Origin of the sequence: Streptomyces sp. NPDC048696, from assembly GCF_043198895.1 — a bacterium.
Lineage (GTDB): Bacteria > Actinomycetota > Actinomycetes > Streptomycetales > Streptomycetaceae > Streptomyces.
Genome location: NZ_JBICVJ010000001.1, coordinates 288,713 through 308,183 on the forward strand (window position 1 = coordinate 288,713; position 19,471 = coordinate 308,183).

General features: G+C 69.1%; 16 protein-coding genes and 1 pseudogene. 12 read left to right on the plus strand and 5 right to left on the minus strand.

Annotated features, from left to right (window positions below; genetic code table 11):
* The first annotated feature begins 154 nt into the window (after positions 1-154).
* Entirely contained in the window at positions 155-1,462 is a 1,308-nt protein-coding gene (gene eno, locus ACGFRG_RS01360) for a phosphopyruvate hydratase (RefSeq protein WP_393260165.1), read from the plus strand.
* 1 nt (position 1,463) lies between these two features.
* Here the strand turns inward: eno and ACGFRG_RS01365 are convergent, their stop codons facing one another.
* Positions 1,464-2,342 (minus strand): alkaline phosphatase family protein, encoded by an 879-nt coding sequence (locus tag ACGFRG_RS01365; RefSeq protein WP_393260167.1) that lies wholly within the window; start codon positions 2,340-2,342, stop codon positions 1,464-1,466.
* Positions 2,343-2,680: 338 nt separating this feature from the next.
* Between ACGFRG_RS01365 and ACGFRG_RS01370 the strand changes: the two genes are divergently transcribed.
* From ACGFRG_RS01370 to ACGFRG_RS01385, 4 genes are all read left to right on the plus strand, one after another.
* Positions 2,681-4,114 (plus strand): alkaline phosphatase family protein, encoded by a 1,434-nt coding sequence (locus tag ACGFRG_RS01370; RefSeq protein WP_393260170.1) that lies wholly within the window; start codon positions 2,681-2,683, stop codon positions 4,112-4,114.
* 37 nt (positions 4,115-4,151) lie between these two features.
* Positions 4,152-4,778: a hypothetical protein gene (locus ACGFRG_RS01375; RefSeq protein WP_361416710.1), complete on the plus strand. Its 627-nt coding sequence runs from the start codon at positions 4,152-4,154 to the stop codon at positions 4,776-4,778.
* A gap of 162 nt (positions 4,779-4,940) precedes the next feature.
* Positions 4,941-5,444: an LURP-one-related family protein gene (locus ACGFRG_RS01380; protein WP_361416713.1), complete on the plus strand. Its 504-nt coding sequence runs from the start codon at positions 4,941-4,943 to the stop codon at positions 5,442-5,444.
* A gap of 97 nt (positions 5,445-5,541) precedes the next feature.
* The gene (locus ACGFRG_RS01385; protein ID WP_361416716.1) at positions 5,542-6,243 is read left to right on the plus strand and encodes a metal-dependent hydrolase; all 702 of its coding nucleotides are present in this window, start codon (positions 5,542-5,544) and stop codon (positions 6,241-6,243) included.
* Positions 6,244-6,294: 51 nt separating this feature from the next.
* On the opposite strand, the gene ACGFRG_RS01390 is transcribed toward ACGFRG_RS01385, so the two are convergent.
* The gene (locus tag ACGFRG_RS01390; protein WP_393260175.1) at positions 6,295-7,083 is read right to left on the minus strand and encodes a class I SAM-dependent methyltransferase; all 789 of its coding nucleotides are present in this window, start codon (positions 7,081-7,083) and stop codon (positions 6,295-6,297) included.
* Between the two features lie 430 nt (positions 7,084-7,513).
* Positions 7,514-8,554 (minus strand): helix-turn-helix domain-containing protein, encoded by a 1,041-nt coding sequence (locus ACGFRG_RS01395; protein WP_393260178.1) that lies wholly within the window; start codon positions 8,552-8,554, stop codon positions 7,514-7,516.
* 305 nt (positions 8,555-8,859) lie between these two features.
* Between ACGFRG_RS01395 and ACGFRG_RS01400 the strand changes: the two genes are divergently transcribed.
* Positions 8,860-10,044: an acyltransferase gene (locus ACGFRG_RS01400; protein WP_361416724.1), complete on the plus strand. Its 1,185-nt coding sequence runs from the start codon at positions 8,860-8,862 to the stop codon at positions 10,042-10,044.
* A gap of 256 nt (positions 10,045-10,300) precedes the next feature.
* Complete coding sequence (locus tag ACGFRG_RS01405) at positions 10,301-11,017, plus strand: GNAT family N-acetyltransferase (protein WP_393260793.1); 717 nt, start codon at positions 10,301-10,303, stop codon at positions 11,015-11,017.
* Positions 11,018-11,100: 83 nt separating this feature from the next.
* Here the strand turns inward: ACGFRG_RS01405 and ACGFRG_RS01410 are convergent.
* A pseudogene (locus ACGFRG_RS01410) lies at positions 11,101-11,397 on the minus strand (aldo/keto reductase); the annotation flags it as partial.
* Between the two features lie 323 nt (positions 11,398-11,720).
* Complete coding sequence (locus ACGFRG_RS01415) at positions 11,721-11,861, minus strand: hypothetical protein (RefSeq protein ID WP_393260181.1); 141 nt, start codon at positions 11,859-11,861, stop codon at positions 11,721-11,723.
* 551 nt (positions 11,862-12,412) lie between these two features.
* On the opposite strand from ACGFRG_RS01415, the gene ACGFRG_RS01420 reads away from it, so the two are divergent.
* From ACGFRG_RS01420 to ACGFRG_RS01440, 5 genes are all read left to right on the plus strand, one after another.
* Positions 12,413-13,891, plus strand: a complete 1,479-nt coding sequence (locus ACGFRG_RS01420) for a sugar transferase (RefSeq protein ID WP_393260184.1) — start codon at positions 12,413-12,415, stop codon at positions 13,889-13,891.
* Between the two features lie 76 nt (positions 13,892-13,967).
* Entirely contained in the window at positions 13,968-15,284 is a 1,317-nt protein-coding gene (locus ACGFRG_RS01425) for a nucleotide sugar dehydrogenase (protein ID WP_393260187.1), read from the plus strand.
* On the plus strand, positions 15,274-16,530 hold the full coding sequence (locus ACGFRG_RS01430; RefSeq protein WP_393260189.1) for a glycosyltransferase family 4 protein: 1,257 nt from the start codon (positions 15,274-15,276) through the stop codon (positions 16,528-16,530). The genes ACGFRG_RS01425 and ACGFRG_RS01430 overlap by 11 nt, the downstream gene beginning before the upstream one ends.
* The gene (locus tag ACGFRG_RS01435; protein WP_361416739.1) at positions 16,527-17,912 is read left to right on the plus strand and encodes a Wzz/FepE/Etk N-terminal domain-containing protein; all 1,386 of its coding nucleotides are present in this window, start codon (positions 16,527-16,529) and stop codon (positions 17,910-17,912) included. The genes ACGFRG_RS01430 and ACGFRG_RS01435 overlap by 4 nt, the downstream gene beginning before the upstream one ends.
* A complete protein-coding gene (locus tag ACGFRG_RS01440) occupies positions 17,909-19,471 on the plus strand; it encodes a Wzz/FepE/Etk N-terminal domain-containing protein (protein WP_393260191.1) in 1,563 nt (520 codons plus the stop codon). Before ACGFRG_RS01435 ends, ACGFRG_RS01440 begins: the two co-directional genes overlap by 4 nt.

Consider the following 19,471-nt stretch of genomic DNA (forward strand, 5'->3'; position numbering starts at 1 on the left):
GCAGGACTGAGCAGCGGAACTGAACAGTAGAACTGAACAGCAAAGCTAAACAGCACAACTGCGCAGCATTGCTGTACAGTCTGCTGTGTCGGGTCCAGCGCCACCGTCGCCGCAGCCGGACCCCGGCACGCATGCGACAACGGGAAGGACTCCCATGACCGCCATCACTTCCATCACCGGCCGCCGCGTCCTCGACAGCAGGGGCAACCCCACCGTCGAGGTGGACGTGGAACTGGCCGACGGATCCATAGGCCGGGCCGCAGTACCCTCCGGCGCCTCGACCGGCGCCCGCGAAGCCGTCGAACTCCGCGACGGCGATCCGGCCCGCTGGCACGGCAAGGGCGTCGACCACGCGGTACGCCACGTCAACACCGAGCTCGCCGCCGCCGTCATCGGCCGCGAGGCCGAGGACCAGGCCGGGCTCGACGCCGCCCTCGTCGCCACGGACGGCACCCCCACCAAGTCCCGGCTCGGTGCCAACGCGATCCTCGGGATCTCCCTGGCCACCGCCAAGGCCGCGGCGGCCGCCCACCGACTGCCGCTCTACCGCTACCTCGGCGGCTCGGACGCCCGGCTGCTGCCCGTACCGATGATGAACATCGTCAACGGGGGCGCGCACGCCGACAATCCGCTGGACTTCCAGGAGTTCATGATCGCCCCGATCGGCGCGGCGACCTTCGCCGAGGCCGTGCGGATGGGCTCCGAGATCTTCCACACCCTGCGCCGCGACCTGCTCGCCGCCGGGCACTCCACGGGCGTCGGCGACGAGGGCGGCTTCGCACCCTCCCTGCGCACCGCCGAAGAAGCCCTCGACTTCGTCGTCGCCGCCGTCGAGCGCGCGGGTTACCGGCCGGGCACGGACATCGGTCTGGTCATGGACCCGGCGTCGTCCGAGTTCTTCCGCGAGGGCGTGTACGACTACACCGGCGAGGGCGTACGGCGCACACCCGCCGAACACGCCGACTACCTGGTCAAGTTGATCGACGCCTACCCCATCGTGTCGATCGAGGACCCGATGGCCGAGGACGACCTGACGGGGTGGCAGGACCTGACGGCACGGGTCGGTGCGCGCTGCCAGCTCACCGGCGACGACGTGTTCTGCACGAACGAGACCCTGCTGCGCGAGGGCATCGGCTCCGGCGTCGCCAACTCGGTCCTGGTGAAGGTCAATCAGATCGGCACGCTGACGGAGTCCCTCGCCACCGTGAACGCCGCGCACCGGGCGGGCTACACCGTCGTCATGTCGCACCGCTCGGGAGAGACGGAGGACACGACGATCGCGGACCTGGCGGTGGCCACGGGCTGCGGCCAGATCAAGACCGGATCCCTGTCCCGCTCCGACCGCACCGCCAAGTACAACCAACTCATCCGCATCGAGGAAGAGCTGGGCGACAGCGCCCGGTACGCGGGCACGGAAGCGCTGCGCCGCCAGGGCCGTTCCAGCAGATCACACGCGGCCTGACTCAGGAGCTCCAGATCCCCGTGATGTCGGAGGAGTTGGCAGCCCGCCCCGCGTGCGCGGTGCCGTACATGTCCTCGATCGTGCGCAGCAGGTCGTAGTGGCTGTACGTCGCCGAGGACGAGGAGCCCGGTGTGACCTGCTGGCCGTAGAGGACGGTCGGGATCCTGTTGCCCGCCAGCCGGTTGTCCTCGTCGAAGGTGACCACCAGCAGGCTGTTGTGGCTCCGCGCCCAGTCCGCGTACGCGCCCAGGTTGTTCTGCAGCCAGTCGTCGCCGGTCGACACCGAGCAGTCGTGCATGTCGCTGCACAGGTTCGGCACGACGTACGACACCTGCGGCAACGTGCTGTAGTCGGTGGGGAACTGGTCGAAGGTGTAGGCCGAGTCCGTGGGTACGTTGGAGAAGCCGAACCACGGGTTGTGCTTCTGCGCGTAGTCGCCGCTCCGGCAGTCGGTCGCTCCCTGGCCGGGCAGCGACTCGTTGTAGCTCGCCCACGTCTTACCGGCGTCGATCAGCTCGGAGGCGAGGTTGGGCGCGGAAGAGAAGCCGGGCGTGACGCAGCTGTCGTCCGTGATGCCCTGCGTCGAGCCCGAGAACATCGCGTAGTAGTTCGGCTGACTCGGGTGCGTCTCGGCGTACGAGGCCGTCAGATTGGCACCGCCCGACACCAGCGAGTTGATGTACGGCGCGTCGGAGCTGCCGATGACCTGGCCGTACGCGTGGTTCTCGAAGACCACGACCACCACGTGGTCGGGGGTCGGAACCCCCGCCGCGGCGTGCGACGTACCGCCGAGGCCGAGCCAGAGCCCGGCCGACGCGGCGACCATGCCCAGAGCGGTCAGGAACGCGGTGCGGGTACGGCGTTGGGGTTCGCCGGACACGGCTACCTCCGGAGATGAGGGGGAGATTGGCGGCGGTGCACCAGGAGGTTAGAGGTGTCCATGCCAACTTGAAAGGTCGCGGCGGGTGAAGTCCGGGCGAACGTCTCGGTGTCGGGAGCCGACCCCGCCTACGCGAAGGAAGGGCGGGGGTTACCGGGCGCCTCATTTAACACACCACTACCCTCTCTTGACCATTGGATGACACTCCGTACCGTCACTGTTCACCGTTGCATTACGCCGAGTTGGGTTTGGAGTTGAGATGCGTGTTGGCTGCGGGTAGACAGTGCGTCGGGCGGCGGGGGAAGTCCTCGCCGCGTTGCCTTGTGTGAAGGAGCGACATGGCAGGTTTCATACGCGGGCGCAGACACTGGCGTCTTGCGGCGGGGGCGGCGGCCGTCGGCGCGCTCGCCGCGGTCACCCTGACGCCCAACTCGGCGTCGGCCCAGGACGAGCACCGCCCCACGGCCCACAAGATCGGCCACGTGTGGACGATCATCCTGGAGAACAAGTCGTACGAGGCCACCTTCACCGGCCTCAACCAGAACAGCTACCTGTGGAAGACGCTCCCGTCCTACGGCGAGCTGCTCACCCAGTACTACGGCACCGGCCACTACAGCCTGGACAACTACATCAGCCTGGTGTCCGGACAGGCTCCGGCGCCGGACAACCAGGAGGACTGTCCGCAGTACACGAACGTCTCCCCGGGCACCCCGGCCGCCGACGGCCAGGTCAACGCCGGCAAGGGCTGCGTGTATCCGTCCTCGGTGAAGACGCTCTTCAACCAGCTCGACACGAAGAAGCTCCCGTGGAAGGTGTACGCCCAGGACATGGGCAACACCCCCACCCGCGAGGACGCCTACCAGTGCGGCATCCCCGGCAGCCCGGACGGCAAGGGTGTCCCGCTCCCCGGCGGCTCGACCCCGAGCGACCAGTACGTGGCCAAGCACAACCCGGCGCCCTGGTTCCACTCGCTGATCGACAACCCCAAGGACTGCGCCAGGGTGGCCCCGTTGAACGGGCTCGCCGCCACGGCGGGGCACCGGGCCGTCTCCGGCCTGGCCCAGGACCTGAAGAGCGAGAAGACCACGCCGCGCTTCTCGTGGATCAGCCCGAACAACTGCTCCGACGCCCACGACGCCACCTGCAAGGGCGACAACCTCTCCGGTGACCCGAACAACCACCAGGGCGGCCTGTACGCCTCGGACAAGTTCCTGGAGAAGGTCGTCCCCCAGATCATGGCCTCCCCGGCGTACCAGCACGACGGCCTGATCCAGATCATCTTCGACGAGGCGTTCCCGCCCTACAAGATGTACGGCAACTCCATCGCCGACTACAGCGGCAACTCGGACAAGACGCTGAACACCCCGACCGACACCGCCCAGTCGGTCGTGGCGTGCTGCAACGAGCTGCCCGGCCCGAACACCACCCAGCCCGGCTTCCAGGCGTTCGGCCAGGACACCACCCCCGGCGGCGGCATCACCGGTGCCGTGTTCCTCTCCCGGTACATCAAGCCGGGATCCGTCAGCCAGCAGCCCTACAACCACTACTCGTGGCTGCGCAGCATGGAGGACCTGTTCGGCATCCGCAGCGGCGGCGCCGACGGCCACGGACACCTGGGTTACGCGGGCGCCGACGGCCTGCGCCCGTTCGGAGCGGACGTCTACAACAACCCCTCCGGCAAGGCTCTTGCCCCGGCGCCCTCGGGCAGCATCGTCTACCCGGCCGTGGCCCGCGCCGACGACCCCGAGCACCCCATCGTCAAGAAGCCCTGACCCGGGCAGCAGATCGGAAAGGAAAGACCTGCCGCTGATGACCGCTGTGCATACTGCGGCACCCCGCCGGGCCGGCTTCCGCCGGCCCGGCGCGTGGCGCACCAACTCCAAGACCGCCCTGGCGGCCCTCGCCGGCACCGCCCTCGCTCTGGCCCTGGCCGGATGCGGCGGGCACTCCACGCCGAAGGCGACCGACGACGCGGCGAACACCGTCAAGAGCCTGGGCGCTGTCCCCATCCCCAGCCCGCCGACCGCCCAGGCCACCCCCACCGCCACCGACAAGCACCTGCAACTGCTGGCCATGGGCTACTCCGTGAACGCCCAACTGCCCGGCGGAAGTGCGGTGGTGACCGCAGGCGGCCCGACGGAGGAACCGATCGCCACACACGGCGGTGTCCCCGACCACGCCACCGGCACGATCACCGTGACCGTCCGCGAAGCCACCGGCTCGCTCACCCTCCACGCCGGCGACTTCACGGCCCGCGACGAGAACGGCACGGCCGTCGACCTGTCCGCCCGCGGACCCGAGACCATCACCGCCCGCCCCGGACAGCCGGTGACGCTGACCCTGGTCGGCACCTACAAGGCCGGTGCCGCCGCACTCACCTGGCGCCACGACGGCAAGACCGTCGCCGTCTGGGATTTCAACATCGAACTCGACTGACGCGCGAACCGGTCGGCTGACGCCGATCGTCCGGCCGGACCGTTCCGTTGGCTTGCGCAAGCATGCAAGTATGATGCCGGGTGAGGGCTTCCGCTTCCCGCGGGGCGCGCCCTCACGCGCCGCGCCGGCGGGGAACACGAACGGTCCGAACGGGGATTTACCATGCGCTACCTGGTACGCGATCGCATGCTGGCCTTCCACGAGGAAGCCTGGGTGGAGACCGAGCACCGGGAGAAGCTGTTCAAGGTCAACCGCAAGCTGCTCCGGCTGCGCACGACCTTCGACTTCGTGGACACCCAGGGCAACCAGGTCGCCAGCATCGTCAAGAAGGTCTTCACGTTCCACCACACCATCCTGATCAAACAGGACGGCGAGACGGTCGGCCTGATCAGCAAGCGGACGTTCCGGCTCTTCGGCGACCGTTTCAAAGTCCGTCTTCAGGACGGTCGCAGGCTGCGCGTCGTGGGCAACCTCTGGGACCGCGAGTTCGACATCCAGCACGACGGCAACACCCTGGCGCACATCTCGCGCCGCTGGTTCACCATCCGCGACGCCTACGCGGTCGACGTGATGAGCGAGCGGGACGCGACCGAGCTGATCATCCTTGCCGTGTGCGTGGACCACATCCTTGAGGACCGCAAGGGCGAACAGCTCACCAATCTCTGACGCACAGGGCTTCCAAGACACAGCTTCTGACGCACAGGCACAGGCACAGGGCGCGCGCCACTGCCGCGCCGCCGAACCGGGGGAGAACAACCACACCATGATGGGTCATTCGCATGCCGTCAGCGGCGCGCTGCTCTTTGCGGGCACCGCTCCCTATCTACCTCCGCTGATGTTCCACACGCATCTGGCACCCCAGGAGATCCTGATGGGAACGGTGCTGTGTGCCGGTGCCGCGCTGCTGCCCGATCTCGATCACCACGACGGGACCATCGCCAACTTCCTCGGCCCGGTCTCCCGGCTACTCTGCCGGTTCGTCGCATGGATCTCCGGCGGGCACCGGCACGCTACGCACTCGCTGTTCTTCGTGGCCTTCATGGTGCTGGGCAGCTGGGCCGGAATCGCCTATCTGGGACGGCCGTTCACCCTCGCCATGACCTTCTTCCTGCTGGCGCTCGCCGTGCGGGCGCTCAACCTCTGCCCGCCCGGGCACGGTTTCCATGCCTGGGGCACCATCGTGGCGATGGCCACCCTGGGTACCGCGGCGATCGCCAAGTTCATTCCCTCCGCGCCAGGTTGGCTTCCGTACACCGTCGGTCTGGGCTGTGTGGCTCATCTGCTCGGTGACTCCATCACCAAACGTGGTGCCCCGTGGCTGTGGCCGCTGAAGACCCGCTACGAGATCGTCGTGATCAAGCGCAGCGGCAACAAGCTGGAGACCGAGATACTCACCCCGCTGATGGGGGTCGCCACCATCGTTCTGCTGTGGTTCACCGTCCTCTCACCGCACCCCCTCACCTGAGCAACTGTCTTACGGGGTAGGCCAGTTGACGCAGTCGGGGTCGCTCTCCCGCTACGCGTCGCCTTCGCGCCGCGCCGTGAGCAGGTAGGCGGTGCCCAGCCAGCGGCGGGCTCCTCTGCTCACGGTCCTTTCCGGACGGTCGCGCCACTGCCGGCTCCAGCGGCGGATCAGCCGGTCCAGTGGCGGGACCAGGGGTGTCACGTCGTAGTGGACCGCGTCCTGGGGGTTCAGTCCGGTCTCACGCATCATCCGGCGCAGTCGGGCCAGTCGGATCGCGCGGATGCCGGACACGTCCGCGGCGTGCCGCGGGGTCCCGAACAGCCCCTCGATGCGGCCGAGCACGCGCAGCAGCGGCCAGTACAGGCACCATTCGACCAGGCGGTACGGGCTGAGCGGGTTGAGCATCGTCACCACGACCAGCCCGCCCGGCCGCACCACCCGGGCGATCTCGCGTAACCCGGAATCCGCGTCGGCGTACTCCAGGGCGCCCATCGAGACGACGACATCGAAGTGGTTGTCGGGAAAGGGCATCGCCTCGACACGCGCCACGCTCCACTCGACGTCGCCGGAGTCCTTCGCCCGAGCGGTGGCGGCGTCGATCATCGCCGGAGACAGATCACATCCGGTGATCCGGAAATCCCCGGGGCGGGTGTCCAGAAGATGCCGCACCAGCATGCCGGGCCCGCACCCCACGTCCAGCAGACGACCGCGCGGGCGCGTACGTAGCGCCTCGTCCACCACATGCAGCCGGGAGCAGTAGTACCGTGCCGCCGGCCGCCAACCCTCATACGACGCGGCATAATTGGTCGCGTCGTCCAGGGTCAGATACTGCGCGGCCACGGCGGCCTCTCGTGTCGTTCTTCGGGTGCCACGATTCGCCCCTGCCATCCTGGAAGGCACCATCGCTACTCCTCTTCAACCTCGGGTATTCCACCGATCCGGTGACCTGGCGCCCCCACAGCCGAAATGGCACGGCTGACCTGCAAGGATTCGAGTACTGAGTCCAGTGCGAGGTCGAGGCACCTTGCTGATGAGTGAGCACACAGGGTGGGACCGTCGGCTGACCGTGACGGCCGACGGGAAAGGACATCAGCTTCCGCGCCTCGTCCAACAGACCACTCGGATATGGCTGCCTCTCAGCCACGCCTCCAGCACACAGCAATACCGGTCAGCTGCAACCCTGCAAACCAGACAACCGCACCCGGCCGCCGCCCGGAGCCTGACATCCCCGTTCCACACCTCGCCTGGACGTAGTAGCCCCGCGGATCCTTCAGGCGCACAGGCCTCTGCCCGGCGCGGCTTCTTCACCATGCGCGAGGCTGCGCAGCGTGAAGCGGCGTTGGGTGGCGCGGTATTCGCTGGGAGACATTCCGGTGGCCGCGCGGAAGGCCCGGGAGAAACCGGCGGGCTGGGGGTAGCCCCAGCGGGCGGCGATGGTGTGGATCGTGAGGTGGTCCAGCGCCGGGTTGACCAGGTCCCTGCGACAGCGGTCGAGCCGTTGCTGTCGGATGAAGGCCCGGGGTGTGGTGCCGTGGACCTCGAAGACGCGGTGCAGGTACCGCAGGGAGAGGTGGTGGGCCGCGGCGATGGCTTCCGGCCCGAGGTCGGGGTCCGACAGATGCTCGATGATGAAGGCGCTGATCTGCAGGAACAACGCCTGCTGGCCGGACGCACCGGACACCGCAGGGCCGCCTGACGAAGCGTCGTGGTCGAGATGGTGCGCCAGCACGGCCGACAGCAGGTCGAGCGCGGTGACTTCCAGGCGGCTGGCGTCCTGCGGTGTGTACTGGGCGTACCCGTCGGCAAGTCCCGCCAGGAACTGGCCGAACAGGCGGCCGATGCCCTGCGTCCACGGCAGGGACTGGCCGCACAGCCGGTTCAACCGCTCGTGCGGAAGCGCCAGGAGCTTCTTCGGGAACTGGAAGACGAGATGCCTGCCCGGGGTGTCACCGGCATGGATGTCGATGGGCTGAGAGCTGTCGCCGAAACCCATCTCCCCGTCCCTGAGCAGGAACTGCTGTCGGCACTGCTCGATACCTACCTCTCCGGCCGTGACGAGGACGACCCGGTACATCTCCGGGTCGGACTGCCGGACGTGGCGGGGTGTCCGCTGCGCGGCCACGGAGGCGTAGGAGGACAGGACGGATACCTGGCCCGCGCCCAGGGGCATCATCTCGATCCGCGCTGCGAAGGTACCCGTCTCAAGGGACTTGACGCGCTGGGGCACCTGCGCCCTGGCCATGGCCCCGGCCCACGCCCCCGGCCGCTCGCTGACGGGGAAATCGGCGGTGTCGACGACTGTAGAACGCATCCTTACTCCCACACATCCTGGCAACAGTGATCCAAAACAGCCAGCAAAGTGCAGTGACCTTGAGAACTGGCAGTGCGTTCCACGCCAACAACCATGCGCTGGGAGCCAACGACGCGTACCAGCCCCACGGCCAGAATGAGGACGTCCTCGAAAACGATCATGTCGTACCCATAGCCCCGCCAACAGCGGGCCCGCGCCCATGACCCGGGTGCGGCGCCCGGCCCGACCACAGCGGGCCCTGCCCAGCTTCGCCGGCCCTCAGCCTCCCAAGGGCCGACTCCCCCACGCGTTCAGGAAGGTTGTCCATGACAAACATCATGCTGCGGGCGTCCGGTGAGGCGCCCTCCGAGCAGGGCAGGCTGCCCGTTTCCCGGCGCTCCCGGCTGCCCTCGCTGACCGGACTGCGGTTCCCCGCCGCGTTCCTGGTCTTCATCAGCCATGCCGGACTGCCCCTCCCCCAGGTGCGCCTGTTGGGAGACGACAAGCTGGTCATGGACCTCAACAGGGCCACGGAAAAGGCCGGCGCGCTGGGCGTCACCTTCTTCTTCGTGCTCAGCGGCTTCGTACTGACCTGGTCGGCCCGCCCGACGGACACCGCCCGGGCATTCTGGCGCCGCCGGTTCGCCAAGGTCTACCCGAACTACGTGATCACCTGGGGCCTGGCGATGCTCCTGTTCGCCTCCGCCTACACCCCGACCCGGGTGGCGCTCGCCAACCTCTTCATGGTCCACGTGTGGATACCCGACCTCCAGTACCTTCTGAGCGTGGACATGCCCAGCTGGTCGCTGGCGTGCGAACTTTTCTTCTACGCCTCGTTCCCGCTGCTGCACCGTCTGTTCCTGCGCATCGATCCGGCTCGCCTGAAGTACTGGATCGGCGGAGTGCTCGCGGCGATCATGCTCACGCCCCTGTTCGCCTACCAGGTGCTGCCCGACTCGCCGGCGCTCCAGCTCAACACCTCGACGTCGGGGAACACCTCGGTGAAGCAGTTGTGGTTCGCGTACGACCTCCCGCCGGTGCGCCTGCTCGATTTCGCGCTCGGCATGCTGGTCGCGCACGCGGTGCTCAACGGGCGCTGGCGCAACATCGGCCTCGCCTGGTCGGGCCTGCTCCTGGCGGGCAGCTACTGGCTCGCCCAGGAGTCGAACTTGCTCTACGCCCAGCGCTCCACCTCGATCATCCCGATCGTCCTCCTGATCGCGGCGGCCGCGATGGCCGACGCGAAGGGCAAGTTCACCGTCTTCCGCAACCGCACGATGGTGTGGCTCGGCGAGATATCCTTCGCCTTCTACCTCATGCACTCCATCGTGCTCATCTACGGCCGCAAACTCCTGGGACACGATCTGTACTCGACACCCGTGGCAATGGCGCTGCTGGCCATGCTGTTCGCGGTCACCATCCTGGCGTCCTGGGCGCTCTACGCACTCGTCGAGCGGCCGATCACCCGCCGCTGGTCGACATCCCGGCGGGCGAAGGCCGCGGCGGCCTGAGCGGGAGAACTGACCAACGCCTGGATGCTCCGGCCCGTAAAACCGGATGCGGCACGGTCTGCCTGATCCTTACGCTGACGTGATGGACTCTGTACGGGTCAGACTCATGCGGGAAGACGACCTCCCCTCGGCTGAACGGGCTTCGGCGGTCACCTTCTTCGAGGCGGACCGAGGCACCAGGCGGGTCAGCGAGCCGGAAGTCGAGCCACGGTCGTCGGTCGCTTCCAAGCAGTGGATCGACCGGATGTGATTCTGCCTGGGCGTCGACCCAGCGGGGTGCTGGGTCGCCGTCGAGACAGACGAGGGCGCCGACCGAACAGTCGGGTTCGCCATCTCGCAGAACCGAGGTGGTCTGTGGTTCCTCGCGACCTACGGTGTGTTGCCGAGCCATCAGGGGCAGGGCATCGGCAAGCGTCTGATGGACGCCGCCCTCGCCCATGCCGACGGGCGCCCCGGCATCTTCTCCTCCAGCGTCCACCCCGGCGCCACCCGGCGGTACCGGCTGGCGGGCTTCTCACTCCACCCGCAGATGCGGATGGTCGGCGTCGTCGACCGGTCCACCCTCCCTGCGGTCGACGGCCTGCGGGAGGGCCGGGCCGACGACTTCGAGTGGATGGACGGGTTGGACCAGGACCTGCGTGTCGCGGGGCACGGCCCCGACCACGGCTACATGCTCGACACCCTCCGGCTGGTCGTGTCCCGGGACCGGGCCCGGCCGGGATACGTCTATATCGACGACCGGGGACGCGCGTCGCTGCTGGCAGCCGCGGAAAGGGAAACCGCTCAGCGGCTGTTGTGGGAGGCCCTGGCTTCGGCGCAGGGAAACACCCTGGTCAACTGCATCACCACGCCCAACGAGTGGGCGGTCGATGTCGGCCTGGCCGCCCACCTCGACATCGGCCAGGAGGGCTACATCGCCGTCCGCGACATGCCCGTCCCGGCGCCGTACCTCGCCAGCGGGCACTTCCTCTGACCCGCCAGAGCCGTTGACTGTCGGCCGGCCCGTCTACTGGGGGCCCGGCCGCCCTCACACCGGCGGCTGCTGCTGGGCGACGCGGTGGCGCCGACCTCGGCGACGACGGCCTGCACCTCGTCGGCGATGCGCAGGTTGCACCGGAAGTTCTCGCCCACGAACCGCGGGCTCGTCCTGCGCCAGTCGCTGTCGTCCCACGCGTCGGTCGAGCGGATCCGGCCGGTGAGGAAGCCGCGGCCCAGCGGGGAGTAGGCCACGAACCCGATCCCCAGCTCCCGCAACACCGTCAGCAGCCCGTCCTCGGGGTCGCGCGTCCACAGGGAGTACTCCGACTGCACCGCGGTGATCGGGTGGACGGCGTGCGCGCGGCGGATGGCGTCGTCGCTGCCGGATCCGGTGTAGCCGAACGACATCCTCATGGCCCCCAGGCCGATGCGGGAGACCTCCAGGTCCCCCAACGCGATGTGTTTCATCGTCCTGGCTCCCGACGTTGTCGAATGGCCGGGTTGCCGATCATGTTCGACCATCGGAAAGTAGCCATCCGGCATATTGTCCAGGCCCAGGCTGCCCCCTCACTTCGAGCACGAGCTGATCTTGTCCGCGCCCATCCCCTCGATCACCCCCTGGGGCCGATATCGCGCCATACACGCGGACCTTGAGGCGGTTGCGGTCGCTTTTGGACATGTCCCGAACACCAACACGATCAAGTCGTGTGCGCCTCGTTGTGAAGGTCGATCGCCCCGCCGGCCCCGGGCGCCCACAGCGGCACGCCGCAGTCCACGAACAGCGGAATGTCGTCACCGAACTGGGCGCCGCAGGCGGTCCGTTGCAGGTCGGCAATCACTGCCGTACAGACGCCGCGCCCTGGGGCCGGGCGAGCCGCTGGAGCGCGCGTTGACGTCGAGGCGTCTCAAGACGATCGCCGACCGGTGTATTCCAGTCTCAAAGCTGAACACAAATTACACACATCCCCTCTACATGACGGCTCCCATGGTCTAGATTGTGCGTGCTTCAGCCGCCTCGGGCACGAGGCAACCAATTAACGATCTATGGGTCGGCATAAATGATCTATGGGTCCGACGCTACGGACAGCCAGCAGCCGCCTGCCCGTCGCCAGACGTGGGGGTGATCAATTCTTGGAGCCCGGGAGGGGGCCTTGGGTGCGGGGAGCACCCGGGGATTCGACGGGTTTCCGCGCATCTCGAAAGTCTGGCCGGACATGCGAGTCGGCTCGCGCCAGGGTGGGTTGTTCAACCAGCACTGCAATGGCCGGGACGTCATGCGCGGGGCGCATGGGTCTCCCGGGGGGAGAAACAGTGTGGGGGGCGGGGGCCTCCCGGGGGGAGGAACAGTGATAGGCGAACTCGTCGAACCACTGGCGACCTGGGGGGGCCTGTGCGGCAGGGGGGATTAGTCAGCGCGTTTCCGTCGGCGCGAAGACGTCCGGCGGACGGGCCGATCAGCCAGCCCGAGACCGACTGGGAGCAGCGGTACCGCCGCACCGTGATCACCACCGACACCCTGGCCACCGCCTTCGTGGTGGGGTCGATCGGGATCTTCTTCGGGGCCCGGGACGCGACCAACTGGCATGAGAAGTGGGGCATTCTCTCCTTCGGCACCGAACTGCTGGTGCTGGGAGCGCTCGCCGTGAGCCGGGCATGGGCTCCGGCCGTACTCGGCCAGGGCGCCGAGGAGTTCCGCAGGCTCGGACGCTCACTGTTCACGGCGGCCGTCGTCCTGGCGCTCGGCGGGATCGCCCTCACCTCGCGCAACATCAAGCTCTGGATCTTCGTCGCGATCCCCGCGATCGCGATCGTCACCATGACCGCGCGGTATCTGCTGCGCCTGTGGCTGCACAAACAGCGTAAAGAAGGACGGTGCCTGCGACCGGTGCTCGCCGCCGGGAGCCCGGCCACCGTACGCGACCTGATCACCCGCACCCGCAAGTTCCCGCACCTCGGCTGGCGGGTGGACGCGGTGTGCACGACGGACGGTCTCGGGCTCGACGAGGACGAACTGGACGGAGTGCCGGTCGTCGGCCAACTCGCGGACGTCGCGGGCCATGTGCGCCGCGACGGCTATCGCGTCGTCGCGGTCACACCGGATCCGCACTGGTCACCGGACCGGCTGCAACGGCTGGCCTGGAACCTCGAAGGCAGCGACGCCGAGATGGTCGTGGCCCCCGTACTGATGGAGGTGGCCGGACCGCGACTGCACGTCGACGCGGTGCTCGGGATACCGCTGCTACGGGTCAGCATGCCGACGTTCACCGGTGGCCGCCGGGCGGTCAAGGAAGTCGTCGACCGGCTGGGCGCGGTGATCCTGCTGATGGTGTTCGCCCCGCTGATGGCGATCGTCGGGCTGCTCGTGCTGGTGGACAGCCGGGGCGGGGCGTTCTACCGCCAGCGCAGGGTCGGCAAGGACGGCCGCGAGTTCACCATCCTCAAGTTCCGCACGATGGTCGCCGGGGCCGACCGGGCACGTGCCGAGCTGGCCGACCGCAACGAGGGCGCCGGCCTGCTGTTCAAGCTCCGCCGGGATCCGCGGGTGACCCGCGTGGGAGCGGTCCTGCGCCGGTACTCGATCGACGAGCTCCCGCAGCTTTTCAACGTACTGACCGGATCGATGTCGCTCGTCGGGCCGCGGCCTCCGCTGCCGGAGGAGTCCGCCGCGTACGGCCCCGACATCCGGCGGCGGTTGCTGGTCAAGCCCGGGCTCACCGGCCTGTGGCAGATCAGCGGACGCAGTGATCTGCCGTGGGAGGAGGCGGTCCGCCTCGACCTGCGCTATGTGGAGGACTGGTCGCTCGCCCTGGACACGGTGATCTTGTGGAAGACGCTGCGTGCGGTGCTCTACGGGCAGGGGGCGTATTGATGCGCGGGGGTCGCCGTAGGGCCGAAGGCGCGTGGACCGCAGGCCGCAAGGGCCTGCCTGGGGGGAGGAACAGGGCATGAGAGTCAGCGTTTTCGGGCTCGGCTACGTGGGCTGCGTATCGGCCGCGTGCCTGGCCAGCATGGGGCACGAGGTCATCGGGGTGGACGTGAACCAGGTCAAGGTCGACCTGGTCAACGACGGCAAGGCCCCGGTGGTCGAGGAGCGAATAGGCGAGCTCACCGCCGAGGTCGTACGGACCGGAGCCTTACGCGCCACCCGCGACGTCCGCGAAGCGATCATGGGCAGCGAGGTGTCACTGATCTGCGTGGGCACGCCGTCGGAGCCCAACGGCAGCCTGTGCACCACGTACTTGGAGCGGGTCACCGAGCAGATCGGCGCCGTGCTCGCCGAGCGGGGCGGACGCCACACCGTCGTGTTCCGCAGCACCATGCTCCCGGGCACGTGCCTGAACCTGCTGGTACCGATCCTGGAGAAGTACATCGGCGGCACTGCCGGGGTGGACTTCGGGGTCACGGTCAACCCGGAGTTCCTGCGCGAGGGCACGAGCGTGCGGGACTTCTTCGACCCGCCCAAGACCGTCATCGGCGAGCTCGACGAAGCGAGCGGCGACATGGTGGCGGCGCTGTACGACGGCTTGCCCGGCGAGGTGTTCCGGGTGCCGGTCCCGACGGCCGAGGCGATCAAGTACGCGGACAACGCGTTCCACGGCCTCAAGATCGGCTTCGCGAACGAGCTGGGCGCGGTGTGCCAGGCACTCGGGGTGGACTCGCACCAGGTGATGGACGTCTTCCTGGCCGACCGCAAGCTGAACATCAGCCCCGCCTATCTGCGGCCCGGCTTCGCCTTCGGTGGCTCCTGCCTGCCCAAGGACCTGCGCAGCCTGGTCCACGCGGCACAGCGGGCCGACATCTCGGTGCCCATCCTCTCCCATGTGCTGCCCTCCAACTCCGACCATCTGCAGCGCGCGGTGGACCTCGTCGAGCGCACCGGCAAGCGCCGGGTGGGCCTGTTCGGGCTGTCCTTCAAACCCGGCACCGACGACCTGCGCGAGAGCCCACTCGTCGAGCTGGCGGAAAGACTCTTCGGCAAGGGGTACGACCTGCGGATCTATGACGCCAATGTGAGTCTGTCCCGGCTGATCGGCGCGAACCGCGAGTACATCGAGACGCGGCTGCCGCACCTCGCGCAGCTGCTCGCGGAATCCGTCGACGAGGTGCTGGAGCACGCCGAGGTGTGCCTGGTCGGGACCAGGGATCCGGCGGTCCTGTCCGCGCTGCCGCATGGCGAAGGACCGGCGATCGTCGACCTCATCCATCTTCCCGACGCCGAGACGCGCCGGACCGAACCGGGGTACATGGGCCTTGCTTGGTAACACGACCAGTAACAACCGGCCGGGCCGGACCGCGCTGATCCTGGTGGAGAACCTGTCGGTGCCCTTCGACCGGCGGGTGTGGCAGGAGTGCACGACGCTGCGCGACGCGGGCTGGACGGTGCACGTGATCTGCCCGCAGGGGAGCAAGCGGGACACCGAGCCGGAGGCCGTGGTCGACGGGGTGCGGATCCACCGCTACCCGTTGCGCGCGGCCACCGGAGGGCCGGCGGGCTATCTGCGGGAGTACGGATCGGCGCTGTGGCACACGGCCCGGCTGGCCCGCAAGGTCGGCCCGGTCGACGTGGTCCACGCCTGCAACCCGCCCGACCTGCTGTTCCTGCCGGCGCTGTGGCTGAAGCGGCGCGGCGCGCGGTTCGTCTTCGACCAGCACGACCTGGTGCCCGAGCTGTACCTGTCCCGGTTCGACCGCGGCGAGGATCTGCTCTACCGCGGCGTGTGCGCGCTGGAACGGCTCACCTACCGCGCCGCGAACGTCGTGCTCGCCACGAACGAGAGCTACCGGGACGTCGCGCTGCGCCGCGGCGGCAAGCGGCCGGCCGACGTCTTCGTGGTGCGCAGCGCGCCCGCCACGGACCGGTTCCAACCGGTGCCGCCGGAGCCGGAGTTGAAGCGCGGCAAGCCTCATCTGCTGTGCTACCTCGGCGTGATGGGACCGCAGGACGGCGTCGACTACGCCTTGCGGGCCCTCGCCAAGCTGCGCGACGAACTCGGCCGCACCGACTGGCACGCGGTGTTCGTCGGCGCCGGCGACGCCTTCGACGCGATGGTGGAGTTGTCCCGGCGGCTCGGGCTCGATGAGCAGGTGCAGTTCACGGGGCGCATCCCGGACGCCGATCTGGTGCGTTATCTGTCCACCGCGGACGTGTGCCTCTCCCCCGACCCGCGCAATCCGCTCAACGACGTGTCGACCATGAACAAGGTCCTGGAGTACATGGCGATGGGCCGCCCGATCGTCTCCTTCGACCTCCGCGAGGCGCGCGTCTCCGCCGGTGACGCCGCCGTCTACGCGCCCGCCAACGACGAGGCCGAATTCGCCGGGCTCATCGCACTGTTGCTGGACGATCCGGAGAAGCGGGCCCGGATGGGCAAGATCGGCCAGGAGCGGATCAGCGGGGAGCTGTCCTGGCGGAACTCGCAGGCGTCGCTGCTCGCCGCCTATGCCGTCGCCGGCCGTGAGCACACTCGGGGCGCCCCGGCCAGGACCGGTAGGAGGCCGCGCCGTTGAGCGATGAAACGATACGTCTGGTCACGATCGGCCGGATCCTCCGTCGGCGCTGGCGGCTTCTCACCCTCCTCGCCGTGGTGGGCGCACTCGTGGGCTACGGCACCTCGGTGCTGTTCCCGCCGCAGTACACGGCGTCGGCATCGGTCCTGCTGCCGGGGCAGTGGGAGGAGCGCGCGCTGCTGACCCAGGCGGAGATCGCGACCAGTTCGGCGGTGGTCGACCGGGCGGCCGCCACGCTCGGCTGGAGCGGTGGCGAGCTGCGCGGCCGAGTGAGCGCCAAGGCCGCCGACGGCAACATCATCAAGATCTCGGGTACGGCCAGCACCCCGGAGCGCGCGCAGCGGCTCTCCGACCAGGTGGCCCAGCAATTCGTCACCTTCGCCGCGCGGATCGCCGGCGACAGCACCGACTCCGGCACGGTGACCGGGCCCGAGGCGCTGCGGCAGAAGGTGGAGCAGACCAACCGCCGCATCACCGACCTGGCCAACGCGGCCGATCCGGGGCAGACAGTGGAGAGCGTGCAGGCCCGTACCGATCTGGAGAAGCTGCGTACCGCGCTGCAGGAGGCCATGAAGAAGCTGGACCAGGCCGACCCGACGACCAACAAGGCCGGCATGGTCGTCATGGGGCCGGCGGCCCGGCCGACCGGCGAGGCACCGCCGACGAGGACGCAGCTCATCGTCGGCGGGGCACTGCTGTTCTTCCTGCTCGCGGTCATCGGCCATCTCACCGCCGCACGGATGAACCGCCGACTGCGCACCGAGTCGGAGATCGCCGCGGCGCTGGGCTCGGCGCTGCTCGGCACCGTCGACGTATCCGATGAACGGAGCGCGCACCGGCCGGAAGGCCGTGGCCCGCGGGCCCGGATCCGCCGGCTCCTCGGCGTCGACACCCGGTGGGACATGCCGACTCCGCGGGTGTCCGGCGACGAGGCCGACAGACGGATCCGCTACCGGCGGGTGTGCGATCGCCTGCGGGACCAACTGCCAGCTCCCCGGCGGCTGCTGGTCGTGGTACCGGACGGCGACGAGATCGCCCGCCGGGCCGCCGGGCAGCTCGTGGCCGAGGCCAAGAGCGGTCCGCTGCTGCGGGTGGTGGGAGTGTCGGTGTCCCAGCCGATGGTGCCGGACCGCGACACCGAGTCCGGTGCCCTGGTCGTGCTCAGCGCGGGCAGCTGGACCGCGGAGGAGCTCGCCGGCATCGCCGAGGCCTGTGCGGACGCACGGCACGAGGTCGTCGGCATCGTCGTCGCCGGCACGGTCCGGGCCCGTACGACGCGGACCGCCGGCGACCCCGCGGACGACGCCACTTTGGCGCTCGACGGTGACCAGCGTGCCGGGCACGGCGCGGGTCGCGGCCACGCGAGCGGAGGTTCTGTGTGACGACGGGCAAGACTTCGCAGTCGTCGGCCGAGGCTCCGCTGCTGGACCTGCAGTCGCTGGTGGTGGCGGTGCGCAGGCGCCGCCGCCTGTGGTGCTCCATGGCACTGCTGGGGCTGCTGATCGGCGCGGCGATGGCGGTCCTGATGCCGCCGCCGCCGAGCGCGATGGCCAAGGTACTGGTCGCGCATCAAGCGGACCAGCCCAACGACACCGGCACGCTCATGCGCACCGATGTCGCGCTGCTGGGGACCACACGGATCGCCACCGAGGCCCTGAAATCCCTCAAGTCAGCAGAAAAACCAGAAGACTTCATAGGGACCTACCGTGGCACCGGCTTGACCAACAACCTGATGCAGATCGATGTGACGGGTACCAGCGACGCGCAAGCGGTGGCCCGGGCCAAGGCGCTGGCCGACGCGTTCGTCGCCGACCATGTGAAACGCATGCAGGACACCGCGCAGGCCGAGGCCAAGGCCCTGCTCGACCAACGCGACCGCATGCGGGACGAGCTCGCCCAGGTCAACAAGTCGATCGGGAACCAGACACCGGGCAAGGACCCCAAAGCGTCGGCGAGCATCGAGTCGCTCTACGCCCGCCGGGCCGAGCTCAACTCGCGGATCGCCGACTTCGACCAGCGCGCAGCCGAGGCGCGCACCGGCACGCCCAGGCTCATCACCGGCACGCAGATCGTCGACGCCCCGCGCGCGGTGAAGCACTCCCCGTCCAAGGCCGCTGTCACCAACGCCGTGATCGGGCTCGTCCTCGGCCTCGTCCTCGGGCTCGTGGTGGCCGCGCTCGGCACGCTGGTGGCGGACCGCCCCGTGCTGCGCCGGGACATCGCGGCGAACCTGGGCGCCTCGGTCATCGCGGAGCTGCGCCGCACGTCCTTGCGCTCTCGCAGGCCGTGGCAGCTCCGCCGCACCCGGGCGGCACGCGAACGGCTCACCACGATCCTGGCCCGCACCGTGCGCGGCACCACGGAACCGGTGTCACTGCTGGAACTGGGCTGTGCGCGCAGCACGAGCGTGATCGCCCTGGACCTCGCCGAGGCGCTGGCGCCGGAGGGGCCGGTGGTGATCATCGATGGTCTGCCCGGCGGGCAGCTCGCCAACCGCCGCGAGCAGCCCGGAGGCCCGACCGTGGTCCGCGGCGAGGGCGACGCGGCCGCGTCGCCCGACGAGCACCGGTTCGGTGTCGGCTCGGTCGCGCCCGGCGCGGCGTGGACCGACCTCCCCCACCTCGGTACCCAGACCGTGCTGATCGTGCGCGCCGGGCACGGCAGCGCCGCATGGCTGCACACCGTGGCGCGGCAGCTCGCGGACCTGAGCATTCCGGTGATCGGTGTGGTGCTGATCGACCCCGATCCGCGTGACCGCACCGACGGCACGCTCTGGGACGGCTTGCACACCGCGCTGCGCGGCCACAACGAGCGGCTGGCCCGGCAGAGCGGTGGGGGTACCTCCCACGCCGTTGAGGCAGTGAAGGAGGGCTCGGGGCGCGCGGAGCAGCTGCCGATGTGGGCCGCACGGGTACCGGACAGCGACCAGGAGGCGCGGTAG